Annotated in this window: 15 protein-coding genes; 13 read left to right on the forward strand and 2 right to left on the reverse strand. The window is 60.5% G+C overall.

Features of this window, described 5'->3' with window-relative positions; translation table 11 throughout:
* Window positions 1-181 precede the first annotated feature (181 nt).
* From ACL0K2_RS20100 to murB, 8 genes are all read left to right on the forward strand, one after another.
* A complete protein-coding gene (locus tag ACL0K2_RS20100) occupies window positions 182-2,407 on the forward strand; it encodes a DNA internalization-related competence protein ComEC/Rec2 (RefSeq protein WP_413043291.1) in 2,226 nt (741 codons plus the stop codon).
* Between the two features lie 71 nt (window positions 2,408-2,478).
* Window positions 2,479-3,111, forward strand: a complete 633-nt coding sequence (locus ACL0K2_RS20105) for a MotA/TolQ/ExbB proton channel family protein (RefSeq protein ID WP_045162887.1) — start codon at window positions 2,479-2,481, stop codon at window positions 3,109-3,111.
* Window positions 3,108-3,536, forward strand: a complete 429-nt coding sequence (locus ACL0K2_RS20110) for an ExbD/TolR family protein (RefSeq protein WP_045162886.1) — start codon at window positions 3,108-3,110, stop codon at window positions 3,534-3,536. Before ACL0K2_RS20105 ends, ACL0K2_RS20110 begins: the two co-directional genes overlap by 4 nt.
* Window positions 3,536-4,540, forward strand: coding sequence for a tetraacyldisaccharide 4'-kinase (gene lpxK / locus ACL0K2_RS20115; protein ID WP_045162885.1), 1,005 nt, complete (start codon window positions 3,536-3,538; stop codon window positions 4,538-4,540). Before ACL0K2_RS20110 ends, lpxK begins: the two co-directional genes overlap by 1 nt.
* 46 nt (window positions 4,541-4,586) lie before the next feature.
* Window positions 4,587-4,772, forward strand: a complete 186-nt coding sequence (locus ACL0K2_RS20120) for a Trm112 family protein (RefSeq protein ID WP_025241005.1) — start codon at window positions 4,587-4,589, stop codon at window positions 4,770-4,772.
* Complete coding sequence (gene kdsB / locus ACL0K2_RS20125; protein ID WP_045162884.1) at window positions 4,769-5,533, forward strand: 3-deoxy-manno-octulosonate cytidylyltransferase; 765 nt, start codon at window positions 4,769-4,771, stop codon at window positions 5,531-5,533. Before ACL0K2_RS20120 ends, kdsB begins: the two co-directional genes overlap by 4 nt.
* A 2-nt stretch (window positions 5,534-5,535) precedes the next feature.
* Window positions 5,536-6,000 carry a low molecular weight protein-tyrosine-phosphatase gene (locus ACL0K2_RS20130; RefSeq protein WP_239609077.1) on the forward strand — a complete coding sequence of 155 codons (465 nt, stop codon included), beginning with the start codon at window positions 5,536-5,538 and terminating at the stop codon, window positions 5,998-6,000.
* Window positions 5,997-7,016, forward strand: a complete 1,020-nt coding sequence (gene murB / locus ACL0K2_RS20135; RefSeq protein ID WP_413043292.1) for a UDP-N-acetylmuramate dehydrogenase — start codon at window positions 5,997-5,999, stop codon at window positions 7,014-7,016. The genes ACL0K2_RS20130 and murB overlap by 4 nt, the downstream gene beginning before the upstream one ends.
* A 176-nt stretch (window positions 7,017-7,192) precedes the next feature.
* Here the strand turns inward: murB and rne are convergent, their stop codons facing one another.
* Window positions 7,193-10,348: a ribonuclease E gene (gene rne / locus ACL0K2_RS20140; protein WP_413043293.1), complete on the reverse strand. Its 3,156-nt coding sequence runs from the start codon at window positions 10,346-10,348 to the stop codon at window positions 7,193-7,195.
* Between the two features lie 552 nt (window positions 10,349-10,900).
* On the opposite strand from rne, the gene rluC reads away from it, so the two are divergent.
* From rluC to sppA, 3 genes are read left to right on the forward strand one after another with little or no spacing between them, the layout of a single operon-like run.
* On the forward strand, window positions 10,901-11,854 hold the full coding sequence (gene rluC, locus ACL0K2_RS20145; RefSeq protein ID WP_413043294.1) for a 23S rRNA pseudouridine(955/2504/2580) synthase RluC: 954 nt from the start codon (window positions 10,901-10,903) through the stop codon (window positions 11,852-11,854).
* On the forward strand, window positions 11,847-12,533 hold the full coding sequence (locus tag ACL0K2_RS20150) for an HAD-IA family hydrolase (protein WP_045162879.1): 687 nt from the start codon (window positions 11,847-11,849) through the stop codon (window positions 12,531-12,533). Before rluC ends, ACL0K2_RS20150 begins: the two co-directional genes overlap by 8 nt.
* Entirely contained in the window at window positions 12,523-13,506 is a 984-nt protein-coding gene (gene sppA, locus ACL0K2_RS20155) for a signal peptide peptidase SppA (protein ID WP_413043295.1), read from the forward strand. Before ACL0K2_RS20150 ends, sppA begins: the two co-directional genes overlap by 11 nt.
* An 18-nt stretch (window positions 13,507-13,524) precedes the next feature.
* On the opposite strand, the gene ACL0K2_RS20160 is transcribed toward sppA, so the two are convergent.
* The gene (locus ACL0K2_RS20160; RefSeq protein ID WP_239609850.1) at window positions 13,525-14,103 is read right to left on the reverse strand and encodes a Maf family protein; all 579 of its coding nucleotides are present in this window, start codon (window positions 14,101-14,103) and stop codon (window positions 13,525-13,527) included.
* Window positions 14,104-14,207: 104 nt separating this feature from the next.
* Between ACL0K2_RS20160 and ACL0K2_RS20165 the strand changes: the two genes are divergently transcribed.
* Complete coding sequence (locus ACL0K2_RS20165; protein WP_045162876.1) at window positions 14,208-14,735, forward strand: YceD family protein; 528 nt, start codon at window positions 14,208-14,210, stop codon at window positions 14,733-14,735.
* A 12-nt stretch (window positions 14,736-14,747) separates the two neighbouring features.
* Complete coding sequence (rpmF, locus tag ACL0K2_RS20170) at window positions 14,748-14,930, forward strand: 50S ribosomal protein L32 (RefSeq protein ID WP_019342480.1); 183 nt, start codon at window positions 14,748-14,750, stop codon at window positions 14,928-14,930.
* Window position 14,931 lies beyond the last annotated feature (1 nt).

Genomic DNA, 14,931 nt, shown 5'->3' on the forward strand with positions numbered 1-14,931 from the left:
AGATTCTCTGGCGGGCTGAAGCGCGCCCGATTATGCCTGAAACGAGACCCGGCGCTGAGATGAGTTTGTGACATGGATTCTACACTGTGGCGGCCGACAGGATGTCGGTGATGCCACAGTGACTCGGTAGCCGTCTTCTACGGATGTGCTGATCGCTGGAAGGGAATCCAGGAGATGTTTCATGCGTACAGCCTTGCTGGCACTGGCGGCAGGCCTTTTATTGCTGCGCTTTCTACCGCAACTGCCACCTTTTGGGTCGCTGCCGTTCATGTTCGTGACGGGACTGGTCTTGTTGCCGTTTCGTTGGCGAGCGCTTGGCTGTTTTCTTTGCGGTCTCGCATGGGCCTGCCTGAGTGCTCATTGGGCGTTAAGCGACCGCCTCCCGACCGAACTCGACGGTCGTACCTTCTGGCTTGAAGGGCAGGTGACTGGACTGCCGGATGTTCGTGACGGTGTGGTGCGCTTCGAACTGGTTGATGTCTCATCCCGACATGCCGGCTTACCCTCGCGGATGCGCCTGGCCTGGTACGGTGGACCGATGATCCAGGCGGGAGAGCGATGGAGGCTCGCCGCCAAGCTCAAAAGGCCACGTGGCCTGGTCAATCCCCATCCATTCGATTACGAGGCCTGGCTTCTTGCACGTCGGATCGGTGCCAGCGGCACGATCAAAGCAGGCGAGCGGGTGGCGTTTTCAGAGGGGAACCTGGCGTGGCGCGATCGGTTGCGCCAACGCTTGATGGCGGTTGACGCCCAAGGACGCTCGGGTGCAATTGCAGCGCTGGTGGTTGGCGATGACAGTGGTTTGTCCAAGTCAGACTGGCGCATCCTGCAGGACACCGGAACCGTGCATTTGATGGTGATCTCGGGACAGCATGTGGGGATGCTGGCCGGTCTGCTCTATAGCCTGGTTGCGCTATTGGCGCGTTGGGGCATCTGGCCGCGGCGGATCGACTGGCTGCCTTGTGCCTGCGGTCTGGCGCTGTTCGGAGCACTCGCATACGGTTGGTTGGCGGGCTTCGAAGTCCCGGTTCAGCGGGCTTCGGTGATGGTCGCGCTGGTGCTGTTGTGGCGCTTGCGGTTTCGACATCTCGGTGTCTGGTTACCGCTGCTCGTCGCGCTCGATGGCGTCTTGCTAATCGATCCATTGGTTAGTTTGCAATCGGGATTCTGGTTGTCTTTCCTGGCCGTGGCGCTGCTCGCATTGGTCTTCCGTGGCCGACTGGGCAGCTGGGACTGGTGGCGGGCGTTGAGCCGTGCCCAGTGGTGCATGGCGCTCGGCCTGTTGCCGGCATTGCTTGCGCTGGGCTTGCCGGTGAGCCTGAGCAGTCCAATCGCCAATCTTTTTGCGGTGCCACTGGTCAGCATGCTGATCGTGCCGCTGTCTCTGATGGGGGTTTCGCTGCTGTGGTTGGCGGGCGTTGGTGAGTCGTTGCTATGGTTGGCGGGTGGCCTGTTGGCGTTCCTTTTCGATACGCTGCAATGGCTTGCCGGTTGGCAGGCTGCATGGCTACCGGCATCGTTGCCGATATGGGCCTGGGTGCTGGTCGCGCTGGGGACGCTGCTATTTTTGTTGCCGGCCGGGGTGCCATTTCGAGCGTTGGGACTGTTGCTTCTCGCGCCGTTGCTATTTCCGCCAGTAAACAAACCCGCAGCGGGACAGGCGGAAATTTGGGTGCTTGATGTCGGTCAGGGGCTGGCCGTGCTGGTGCGCACCCGGGAACATGCACTTCTATATGACGCGGGACCGCGCTATGGCGACTTCGATATTGGCGAGCGGGTGGTGTTTCCGTCGTTGAGAACGCTGGGATTGACCGATCTCGACCTGATGCTCCTCAGTCACGCTGACAGCGATCATGCCGGTGGCGCCATGGCTATCAAGAGGCTGATGCCGTTGGCGCGAGTGCTCAGCGGTGAGCCGGAAAGACTGCCTGCTTCGCTGGGTGCCGAGGCGTGCCGCTCTGGAGAGCACTGGGAATGGGAGCAGGTCCGCTTTACGCTTTGGCGATGGTCACAAGCCCAGGATGGAAACCAGTCGTCGTGCGTGCTGCTGGTCGAAGCCGGCGGTGAACGCCTGCTATTGACCGGAGATATCGATACGCTGGCCGAACAGGCGCTGCTGGCGAGCAAACTGCCGCTGGGCGTGCGGTGGTTGCTGGTGCCGCATCACGGTAGTCGCAGCTCATCTTCAACCGCATTTATCCAGGCAGCCGGTGCCGAAGGCGCGCTTGTCTCGCGCAGCCTGCACAACGCCTTCGGCCATCCGCATCCGGATGTCGTGCAACGTTTGCGGGCATCGGGCGCCCGGATTTTCGATACGGCTGAACTGGGTGCTCTGCAGATCCGTCTCGGCCGTTTCGAGCCCATTCGAGGATTGCGCGCCGAACGGCGATTCTGGCGGGAAAAATGAGAACCGTGGCCGTCGGCGGTCCGTCGGTCCTATGCTAGAGTGGCGCCACTTTTTCGAGGGGGATTCATCTCGTGTGGGAGCTGGTTAAAGCGGGCGGCTGGATAATGCTGCCAATCATTCTATGTTCCGTCGCCGCGGCTGGCATCATCATCGAAAGACTATGGACGCTACGACCCAGTCGCGTGACTCCGTCGCACCTCCTCGGTCAGGTGTGGAAGTGGATCAAGGACAAGAAGCTCAGCAACCAGAAACTTAAAGAGCTGCGCGCGGATTCGCCACTCGGCGAGATCCTAGCTGCGGGCCTGGCCAATTCCAAACATGGCCGGGAGATCATGAAGGAGTGTATCGAGGAGGCTGCGGCGCGTGTCGTCCATGACCTCGAGCGCTACCTCAATGCGTTGGGTACCATTGCCGGCATCGCGCCATTGCTCGGCCTGCTAGGCACCGTGCTCGGAATGATCGAGATCTTCAGTGCCTTCATGGGATCAGGCATGGCCAATGCACCCTTGCTCGCTGCGGGTATCTCCAAGGCATTGATCACCACGGCGGCTGGCCTGATGGTCGGTATCCCGGCCTTGTTTTTTCACCGTTTCCTGCTGCGCCGCGTCGAAGAACTGGTGGTTGGAATGGAGCAGGAGGCGATCAAGCTGGTCGAGGTCGTACAGGGCGACCGCGACGTCGATCTGGGTGAGGGCAAGGCGTGAAGTTTCGACGTAAGGCGCGAGAAAACGTCGACATCGGCTTGGCTCCGCTGATCGATGTGGTGTTCATCTTGTTGCTGTTCTTTGTGGTGACCACGACCTTTACCCGCGAAACACAGCTTAAGGTGGATTTGCCTGAAGCGGCCAGTGGTACGCCGCCCCAGGATGCCGAGAAAAAGCAGCTGGAAGTGGTCATCGATGTCGATGGCAGCTTTACCCTGAACGGCAAGACGTTGATCAAGCATGACCTGAGTACGTTAATGGCAGCTCTCAGCAAGGAGTCTGGCGGTGACACCAGCCTGCCGATGATCATCAGCGCTGATGGCAAGACCCCGCATCAGGCCGTCATCACAGCCATGGATGCAGCCGGAAAGCTTGGGTTTGCGCAGCTTCGTATCACCACCGTCGAGGCCCAGCCGGAGCCCTGATGTCCTTTGCCGACCGTCTGCAGCGAGCCTGGTACGAAGGGCACCCGGCCCTGGCGTTGCTCGCGCCACTGGAGGCGCTCTACCGGCGTGTGGTCGTCGCCAAGCGAAAGAAGTTCATCAGCGGTGCGACAGATCGTTACCGCGCTCCGGTGCCTGTGGTGGTGGTGGGTAATATCACCGTTGGCGGAACCGGCAAGACTCCACTGATTCTATGGCTCATCGAACATTGCCGTCGCCGCGGCCTGAAGGTGGGGGTGGTCAGCCGTGGCTACGGCGCCACACCACCGTCGTATCCCTGGCGAGTGATGCCCAACCACTCGGCGGCCGAAGCGGGTGACGAGCCGCTTTTAATCGCGCAGCGAACCGGCGTTCCGGTCATGATCGATCCGGATCGATCACGCGCCGTTCGCGGACTGCTCGAGTGCGAGCCACTCGATCTCATTCTTTCCGACGACGGCTTGCAGCACTACCGGCTGGCTCGCGACCTTGAACTGGTACTCATCGATGCTGCGCGTGGCCTGGGCAATCTTCGCTGTCTTCCTGCCGGCCCGCTGCGTGAACCGCTCGAACGGCTGGAGTCGGTCGACGCGGTGCTTTTCAATGGAGCACTGACCGACAGTCCGTCCGGTTTCGGCTTCGCCTTGCGGCCATCCCGATTGATCGAGCTGGCAAGCAATCAGGCTTGGTCGCTTGATCATTTCCCTCCAGGCCAGCAGCTGCACGCGGTCGCCGGGATCGGTAATCCACAGCGTTTCTTCAGTACGCTCGAGGCGCTACACTGGCGACCGATTCCGCATCCCTTCGCCGACCACGCCCGTTATAGCCTGGAGCAGCTGAGTTTCAGCCCCGAGCTACCCTTGGTGATGACGGAGAAGGATGCGGTCAAATGCCGGGCATTCGCGCCGCCGGGCTGGTGTTATCTGCAGGTGCAGGCCGAGCCATCGGCGGCGTTCGTGACCTGGTTCGATACACAGCTGGGCCGATTGCTACCTGAACACCCCTAAGCCGCTCGATCTGCCAGGTGCGGTCGGCTGCATCCAAGGACTGCGCATGGATACCAAACTGCTCGATATTCTCGCCTGCCCGCTCTGCAAGGGCCCGCTGAAGCTCACCGACGACAAGTCCGAACTGATCTGCAAAGCCGACGGCATGGCGTTTCCGGTGCGAGACGGGATTCCGGTGATGCTGGAAAGCGAAGCCCGCACCTTGGAAGTGGACGAGCGCCTAGACAAATGAGCAGCCCTTACACGGTCGTGATCCCGGCGCGTTATGCGTCCACCCGTCTGCCTGGCAAGCCGCTGCAAGACATCGCAGGCAAGCCGATGATTCGTCACGTCTGGGAGCAAGCTTGCAAGAGCGGTGCGCAGCGAGTGGTGGTGGCTACCGATGACAAGCGGATTCTCGAGGCTTGCCAAGACTTCGGGGCGGAGGTGTTGCTGACACGTATCGATCACAATTCGGGCACAGATCGCCTCGCCGAAGTGGCGAATAAGCTGGGCCTCGAGACTGATGCGATCGTCGTCAATGTGCAGGGCGATGAGCCGTTGATTCCTCCTGCGGTAATCGATCAGGTCGCGCGCAACCTCGACGCACATCCGGAAGCGGCCATCGCCACGCTTGCCGAGCCGATGAGCGACGCGCAGTCGTTGTTCAATCCCAACGTAGTGAAGGTACTTAGCGATATCAATGGCTTGGCGTTGACCTTCAGTCGTGCGCCGTTGCCATGGGCGCGGGATGACTTCGCCCGTGACCGGGACGCGTTTCCGGCTGAGGTTCCCTATCGCCGACATATCGGCATCTATGCCTACAGGGCCGGATTCCTGGCCGACTTCGTCGCCTGGGGGCCTTGCTGGTTGGAAAACACTGAGTGCCTCGAGCAGTTGCGCGCGCTTTGGCATGGCAAACGCATTCACGTCGCCGATGCGATCGAGGCGCCTCCGGCTGGCGTCGACACCGCAGAAGATCTCGAGCGTGTCCGCAAGCAGCTCGGAGCCTGAGCATGAACGTCCTATTCGTCTGCATGGGCAACATCTGCCGATCGCCCACCGCTGAGGCGGTGTTTCGCAAGCACGTGCAGGACGTTCGGCTGGAAGGTCGCATTTCCATCGATTCTGCTGGAACCGGTGGTTGGCACGTCGGTAAAGGGCCGGACCCGCGGTCCTGCCAGGCGGCCGCCAGGCGAGGCTATGACCTCAGCACGCTACGAGCGAGACAGGTGGCGGTCGAGGACTTCCAGCGCTTCGATCTGATCCTGGCAATGGATCACGAGAATCTGGAGCGACTGCAGGCGCTACGGCCCTCGAACTCGCGCGGTGAGCTGGACCTGTTCCTGCGCCGATACAACCTGGGCGAAGATGCTGTGCCTGATCCGTATTTTGGTGGCCAGGACGGTTTCGAGCAGGTGCTTGACCTGATCGAAAGGGCATCCGTCGCCCTGCTTAACGAGGTCAGGGAGCGTCTGTGACCCTTATCATCGAACAGAACCGCTCGCTCAAGGCCTTCAATACGATGGCTGTCGAGGCGAGCGCGGCACGCTTTACCGAGGCTCATAACGACCAGGAGGTAGTCGAGGCGCTCGCCGAGGCTCGCCGTCTTGGTGCCCCGCTGTGGGTTCTCGGTGGTGGCAGCAACCTGGTGCTTACTGCGGATGTGGATGCGCTGGTGCTGCGCATGGCCAGTCGGGGCGTGCGGGTGCTCAATGACGACGGTGAGCAGGTGGTGATCGAGGCGGCGGCGGGGGAGTCATGGCATCCTTTCGTGCTGCACAGCCTGGAGCTCGGTTTGTCCGGCCTGGAAAACCTCAGCCTGATCCCCGGTACCGTCGGCGCTGCACCGATTCAGAACGTTGGTGCATATGGCGTCGAAATCAAAGACGTGTTCGCTGGGCTGACCGCGCTGGACCGTGAAACTGGAGGTCTCGTTGAATTCGATCTGCAAGCGTGCCAGTTCGGCTACCGTGACAGCTTGTTCAAGCGCGAGGCCGGGCGCTACGTCATTCTGCGGGTGCGCTTTTTGCTGCAGCGAACGGCAAATCTGAAGCTTGAATACGGGCCTCTGCGCCAATGGTTGCAACAGCACGATATCCGCCATCCGACGCCAATGGATGTAAGTCGTGCGGTCTGTGCCATTCGCAGCGAGAAGCTGCCCGACCCCCGAGTTCTAGGCAATGCAGGCAGTTTCTTCAAGAATCCTTTGGTCCCTCAGTCGATCGCAGCTGCATTGCGGGCGCGATACCCCGATCTGGTGGCGTTTGCGCAAGGCGATGAGCAGGTCAAGCTTGCCGCCGGCTGGTTGATCGAGCGAGCGGGCTGGAAAGGCTATCGGGACGGTGACGCGGGTGTGCATCGGTTGCAGGCATTGGTGCTCGTCAATTATGGTCAGGCCACCGGTCGGCAGATTCTGGATCTGGCTCGGCGCATCCAGGCGGATATTGCCGAACGCTTTGGCGTGCAGCTGGAAATAGAGCCCAACGTCATCTGATACGGAGTTCGTTCGGCCGCTCTACTCGTTGGTATGGCGGGCGGCTTGCGTCTGATCGCTTTCGGTTGTGCCGTGTCGAGGATTACCGGCGTATCCATTTCCTGTAGGTTCCAGTGACGGGCACATGGACACAAAAAAGGGATGCCGAAGCATCCCTTTTTTTACTGCTGTGCCTGTCAGTTCTGGCGCTTATCGGCGTCATCCTGCTCGGTGGCTTCGTCGGCCACCTCAGGGGCAGCTTCCGTGGTGGGCTTGATCGGTTCCTCGAGCAGAACAGCTTCTGTGACGGCCTGTTCGGCTTCTGGTTCGGCCGTTTGTGGCTGCGCCGGTTCGATGGTCTGCTCTTCCTTGCTGCTGGCTGAATCGGCGACTGGTTGTTCGGCCGATGCAATATTAACCGCCTCGCTGACAACGATTTCAGGGCTTGCCAGTTCCGCTGGTGTCTGTGCTTCGGCTGAAGCTTTCGCTTCGGCGGCCTTCGCTTCGGCTTCGGCTGCTTCCTTGGCCTGGCGCTCCTGCTCGAGGCGGCGACGACGTACTTCGCGCGGGTCGTTGGGTGCGCGGCCGGTCGCTGTCAGAACTGGAGCTACCGGTTCGACGGGCGCTGCCGCTGGCTGTTCGGCAACCGGTTCGACCGGTGCTTGCGCGATCTCAGGCTCGATTGCCGAAAGTTCTGGTTGGCTAGCTTCCGGCTGCGGGGCAGCGGCTGGTGCGGCTTCTGCGATAGTCGGTGTCGTGGTGTCGCCTGTTGGCGCTGCGTTGACTTCTTCTGCGGGCTTCGCCGTTTCGGTCGTGCTAGCCGTTTCGGCATTGGCTGACGCTGGCGTTTCCGACGTCGCCTCGGCCTGGATCGCCGCTGGTGCTGTGTCGGTGTCGGCCGTGTTCGCCGCTAGGGCGGCTGCCGTCGCGGCAATGGCAACCTGCTCGGATTTCACCGGTGCATTGCTTTCACTGACTTCGGCAACGTTGTTCTCGGACTCTTCGCCAATCTCGTTGCCGTTGGCATCACGCTGACGATCACGGCGGTTGCTGCGACGACGCTGACCGCGGGAACGACGACGCGGACGATCTCCGCCTTCGGTCGACTCTTGTTCATCCTGCGTGGCTTCTGCGGTGTCATTTTGCTGCAGTTCGTCCGTGCTCGCGGCTTGCTCTGCGCGAGGCTTACGCTCTTCGCGAGGCGGGCGCGGTTTACGCTCGGTGATTTCCTCACTGGCAGCCCCCACTGGAGCGGTCTGGACTGGCTCATCCAGCGGTGCACGCAATTCGCGCTTGCGCTCTTCGCGGGGTTGGCGATCCTCGCGTGGCGTGCGTTCGCGACGCGGCTGTGGCTGCGCCGGGCTGTCGTTGGCCTCGATCGGCTCGCGAGGTTCACGGGCTTCGCGTGGCTTACGCTCCTCGCGTGGAGGACGAGGCTGGCGCTCTTCGCGGGGCTGACGCTCTTCACGTGGGGCGCGCTCTTCGCGCGGAGCACGTTCCTCGCGCGGCTTGCGTTCTTCGTCGCGATTGCTGCGTGAATCACGGCGACGGTTCTGCTGGCGGCCACTGCGACGCTCGTCGTTGCGCTGCGGACGGCTGCTGGTGGCGGGCTTCTGCTTGACTTCAGCGGCCGGGGCTTCCTGCTTGCCGGCGAAGAGACCGACCAGCGATTTGACCAGCCCTTTGAACAGGCTCGGCTCCTGGGCGGCAGGCGCGGCGGCTTCTACTGGCGTGGCGGCCGGCGCCGGTGCGGGCGCCGTCCGTGGAGGGGCGGTTTTCACTGCCGCTTCCTGACGAACCAGGGTGCGTGTCGAGCTGACCGGTTGGGCTTCTTCGACCTCGGTCGGGCTCATCTCGTAGCTGGCCTGGCCCGCAATGATTTCCGGGCTGTCATCGCGAAGACGCTGCACTTCGAAGTGCGGCGTTTCCAGATGATCGTCCGGCAGGATGAAGATTCGCGCGCGGGTGCGCAGTTCGATCTTGGTGATGGCGTTGCGCTTCTCGTTGAGCAGGAATGCGGCGACCTGGAAGGGGACGCGGGCGCGAACCTCTGCCGTGCGATCTTTTAGCGCCTCTTCCTCGATCAGGCGAAGGATCGCCAGCGACAGCGACTCGACGTCACGAATGATGCCTTGGCCGTTACAGCGGGGGCAGACGATGCCACTGGTCTCGCCGAGCGACGGACGCAGGCGCTGACGAGACATTTCCAGCAGGCCGAAGCGCGAGATACGTCCAACCTGGATACGGGCGCGATCGGCCTCGAGCGCTTCGCGAACCTTTTCTTCCACGGCGCGCTGGTTCTTCGCCGGGGTCATGTCGATGAAGTCGATGACAATCAGGCCCCCGATATCGCGCAGACGCAGCTGGCGAGCGATTTCCTCAGCGGCTTCCAGGTTGGTCTGCAGCGCGGTTTCCTCGATATCACCGCCCTTGGTGGCGCGCGCCGAGTTGATGTCGATGGACACCAGAGCTTCGGTCGGGTCGATGACGATGGATCCGCCGGACGGCAGCTTTACTTCGCGCTGGAAGGCGGTTTCGATCTGGCTTTCGATCTGGAAACGGTTGAACAGCGGCACGCTGTCTTCGTACAGCTTGATCTTGCTGGCGTACTGCGGCATGACTTGCTGGATGAAGGACAGGGCTTCGTCCTGGGCTTCGACGCTATCGATCAGAACTTCGCCGATATCCTGGCGCAGATAGTCGCGGATGGCGCGGATGATAACGTTGGATTCCTGATAGATCAGGAAAGGGGCGGGGCGATCCTGGGAAGCTTCCTTGACCGCGCTCCAGAGCTGCAGCAGGTAGTCCAGATCCCATTGCATTTCTTCACTGGAACGGCCGAGCCCGGCGGTGCGGACGATCAAACCCATATCGGCAGGGACATCGAGGCCATTCAGCGCTTCACGGAGTTCGTTGCGCTCCTCGCCTTCGATGCGGCGAGAGATGCCGCCGGCGCGTGGGTTATTCGGCATCAGAACAAGGTAGCGGCCGGCCAGACTAATGAAAGTCGTCAGGGCTGCGCCCTTGTTGCCACGCTCTTCTTTTTCGACCTGGACAATAACTTCCTGGCCTTCGCTCAGGACTTCTTTGATGTTGACACGGCCTTCGGGGGCCTTCTTGAAGTACTCGCGGGAGATTTCTTTGAGGGGAAGAAAGCCGTGGCGGTCGGCGCCAAAATCCACGAAAGCGGCTTCGAGGCTGGGCTCGACGCGCGTGATCTTGCCTTTGTAGATGTTGGCTTTCTTCTGTTCACGGGCACCGGATTCGATATCGAGATCGAACAGGCGCTGGCCGTCGACCAGTGCGACACGCAACTCCTCGGGTTGAGTTGCGTTAATTAGCATTCTTTTCATGTAGTACCGTCGGTTTCCAGGGCAGCGGAAACGGCGTTCGGCACACACGACTCTCGCGGTCGGTGTCAGGTGAGTCAGGAATGGTTGTAAGGCACTCCAGTGTCCAGCGATGTAAGGCCAGTTGGGCCGGCGTCGCGACGACGTCTCCTGCTTGCTGTCGGAACAGAAGCAATGGTTCGGGAGGAGGAATCAGCAATCGGTAGCGGACGGAATGAAGCGTCTATGAAAGCCTTTGCTACGCAATCCGATGGCTGTACATCTCCACCCAACACTCATACTTTGAAAATCGGGTGCCGCTCGCAGAATCCGGGCGGGTTATCGATTATCGCGCTTCCCCGTCGGGGTTACGCATCATGTCTTCAAGGCTTGTTTCGGGGCTTCACCGCTACTTGAGGGAAGCTCCGTCGGACGGCCTCACGTCCTCGAACATTTGCTGGGTCAGGAATGGCGGTTTCGCTGGCATTCATTGACCTGGCCACTTTTGGTGGCGTTCGGGACTATAACAGCAATGTTTAAGTGCTTCAAATCCATGAAAATTGATATCATCCGGCGATGACCAATACCCCCTCTCAGACCTCCGGCGTGCAAATGCTCGAGGTCGTGCCGGAGCTTGCCGGCCAACGCATCGACAACTTTCTTCGTACTCAGCTCAAGGGCGTACCCAAGACGCTGATATACCGCATTTTGCGCAAAGGCGAAGTGCGCGTGAATAAAGGGCGAATAAAGCCTGAATACAAGCTGCGGGCCGGCGATATAGTCCGGGTGCCGCCGCTTCGATTGCCCGAGCGGGACGAGGCGGTCCCGGTGGCGCAAGGGCTTCTCGAGCGACTGGAAGCGGCCATCGTTTATGAAGACAAGGCGCTTATTGTGCTGAACAAGCCTGCCGGCATTGCTGTGCACGGCGGCAGTGGGCTCAGCTTTGGCGTCATCGAGGCGCTGCGTCAACTGCGTCCCGATGCGAAGGAGTTGGAGCTGGTGCATCGCCTGGATCGAGATACGTCCGGGCTGCTGATGGTCGCGAAGAAGCGCAGCATGCTACGTCACCTGCATCAGGAGTTGCGTGGCGATGGTGTCGATAAGCGTTACATGGCGCTGGTGCGGGGGCGCTGGGAGACCGGCAGAAAGCAGGTGAACGCGCCGCTCATGAAGAATACGCTGCGCTCGGGCGAGCGGATGGTCGAGGTCACTGAAGAGGGCAAAGATGCGCTGACGCTCTTCCGCGTGCTACGTCGTTTCGGCGATTTTGCCACGCTGGTCGAGGCCAAGCCGGTAACAGGGCGTACCCACCAGATTCGTGTCCATGCGCTTTACGCGGGGCACGGAATTGCGGGCGACAACAAGTATGGCGACGAAGAGTTTTCGAAGGTCATTCGTGATCTGGGCGGCAAGCGATTGTTTCTTCATGCCTATGCGTTGAAAGTGCCCTTGCCTGACGGTGGCGAACTGAGTCTGGAAGCGCCTGTCGACGACGTTTGGGCGCGGACGCTGGAGAGGCTTGGTGAGTAGATACGAGCTTCTGATCTTCGATTGGGACGGCACCCTGATGGACTCGATCGGGCGTATTGTCGAATCCATCTCTGTCGCCGCAGCCCGTTGCGGCCTACCGCCCCTCGATGAGGCGGCTATCAAGGGGATCATCGGGCTGGGTTTGCCCGAAGCCATTGCGGTGCTGTATCCACATGTCACGGATGCGCGGACGGCTGAGGCGTTTCGTCGTGCCTATGCCGACCATTACCTCATGCTGGAGGCCGAACCATCGAAGCTTTACCCCGGAGTTGCGCTGGCGCTGCAGCAGTTTCGCGACCAGGGGCATCTGCTCGCCGTGGCGACCGGAAAAGGAAGGCGCGGGCTGGATAGGGTGTTGGACGGGCAGGGTTGGAGCGATTTCTTCGATGTGACCCGTTGTGCGGATGAAACCGCGAGCAAACCTGATCCATTAATGATTCATGAGATTTTGGCACAGTGCCGGGTCAGCCCCGAGCGGGCCTTGATGGTTGGGGACTCGGTATTCGATCTCGAGATGGCCCGGCGAGCTGGGGTAGATAGTGTTGCGGTGTCCTACGGTGCGCAGCCGATCGAGGTGCTGCGCGCATGTTCGCCGCTCATGGCCATTAATTGTTTTTCGGAGCTTGGCGATTGGCTGCGCTCCGCAAGTACAGCAGAGGTAGTTGCGAATGTCGGATGAATGGAAAGCACCTGTGAGCGAGCAGCAGGAAGATCGCAGAAGTTGGAAGTTGCTGGAAAAGACCTTGCTCGCCGGTGTCCAGGAGCAGCGGCGGGCTAGGCGGTGGGGGATATTCTTCAAGCTATTGACCTTCGTCTATCTCTTCGGAGCGCTGCTGATGTTCTCGCCTTTGTTGGAGATCGGCGACAGCAGGAGCGCGAGCGGCAGCCACACGGCGGTCATCAACGTTCGCGGCATGATCGCCGACGAAGAGTCAGCGAGTGCGGACAATGTCGTCGGGGCGCTACGCGCGGCCTTCGAAGATCCCAAAACCAAGGGCGTCGTTCTACGAATCAATAGCCCGGGCGGCAGTCCCGTACAGTCGGGTTACATTTACGACGAGATTCGGCGTTTGCGTGGCGAGCACCCCGACATCAAAGTCTATGCGGTGATCGCCGATCTGGGTGCCTCGGGCGCTTACTATATTGCCAGTGCCGCAGACGAGATCTATGCCGACAAGTCGAGCCTGGTCGGTTCAATTGGAGTGACGGCGGCGACTTTCGGGTTTGTCGAAACGATGGACAAACTGGGGGTCGAGCGCCGGGTTTACACATCGGGCGAACATAAGGCGTTTCTCGACCCATTCCAGCCGGAGAAGCCGGAGGAAACCAAATTTTGGCGCGACGTGCTCGGCACCACTCATCGCCAGTTCATAGACAGCGTCAAGCAAGGACGTGGTGATCGGCTGCAGGTCGCCGATCATCCCGAGCTGTTTTCCGGGCTCATTTGGTCCGGCGAGCAGGCGCTTGAGCTCGGACTCATTGATGGTCTGGGTAATACCAGCTACGTGGCGCGCGAAGTGATTGGCGAAGAGGAATTGGTGGATTTCACCGTGAAGGATTCCGCGCTGGATCGCTTCACCAAGAAGCTTGGTGCAAGCGTCGGTGCCCAGTTGGCGCTGTGGGTGGGATTCCAAGGGCCGCAGCTGCGCTAGTTCTCCTAGGTTGAGGGGTCAGGGAACTTTGACTCCGACGTTATTCAGCATGTCGACCAGTCGGATCAGTGGCAATCCGATCAGGCTGGTGACATCCGATCCTTCCGTGGCGCGGAACAGGCTGATACCCAAACCTTCGGCCTTGAAGCTGCCTGCACAATCGTAGGGCTGCTCGGCGTGCAGATAACGTTCGATCTGGTGGTCATCGAGGTCTCGGAAATGGACGATGAAGCTGACGCAATCGATCTGGGTGCTTGCGGTTCGACTGTCCAGTAGCGCCAATGCAGTCAGGAAATGTACGCTTTTGCCACTGCAGGCTTGTAGCTGCTGCTTCGCTCGCTCGAATGTTCGGGGTTTGCCCAGGATGCTCTTCTCTAACACAGCGACCTGATCCGAGCCGATGATCAGGTGGTCCTGATGGGTCGGCGCCAGTGCTTGCGCCTTTTCGTAAGCCAGCCGACGCACCAGTTGCTCCGGCAGCTCTTCAGGATGCGCGGTCTCATCTATTTCCGGGGCGCTGCAATCGAAGGTCAGCTGCAATCGCGAGAGCAGTTCGCGTCGATAGGGAGAGCTGGATGCGAGAAGCAGGCGGCGCATTTTCCTTCCTTTTATATAGAGGTCCGATCGTCGGTCGGCGGACCTCAATTGTGCGGCTGAATTCCTTTGACAGTCGAGAGGCGCATCCCTAGAATGCCGCGCTTATGTTGAAAGGACCAATACCTCCGCACGTAGATCCGCGCAAGCTTGCTGACCGAGCGGCTAACCTGAAGGGTGAGCTGCAATTGTCTGGGCTGAAGCGGCTCGTCGATCCTCTTGAGGATGACAAGGGTGTGGTGCGCGCCAGTTTTGATTTTGGGCGCGACGAGCAGCGCACTGTGGTCATTCACAGTGAGCTTGATGTTGAGGTCACCATGATTTGCCAGCGTTGTCTGGAGCCGGTTGTTCTACCTATTCACAGCGAGTGCGATTATGCCGTGGTGAATGAAGGTTCGAGCAGCCAGCACCTGCCTAAGGGCTATGACGTGCTGGAAGTGGGAGAGGATCCTCTGGATCTGCTGGCGCTGGTTGAAGAGGAGCTTCTGCTCGCTCTTCCGATTGTTCCACTCCATGACCAAGAAGTTTGCCAGCCGCCGGCTGGGCCTGATGAGCCCGAGCCGAGTGAGGACGAGGTATCGCGGTCCAACCCGTTCAGCGTACTGGCTCAGTTAAAGCGTGACCCAAACGTTTAGGAGTTGATCCCAATGGCTGTTCAGCAGAACAAAAAATCCCGTTCCGCCCGTGACATGCGTCGCTCGCACGACGCGCTCGAGCCGAACGCCCTGTCCGTGGAAAAGAGCACCGGTGAAGTTCACCTGCGCCACCATGTTTCCCCGGAAGGTTTCTACCGTGGTCGTAAAGTGATCGACAAGGGCGCTGACGAGTAAG

The organism is Pseudomonas sp. YJ42 (assembly GCF_047225135.1).
Lineage (GTDB): Bacteria > Pseudomonadota > Gammaproteobacteria > Pseudomonadales > Pseudomonadaceae > Stutzerimonas > Stutzerimonas stutzeri_E.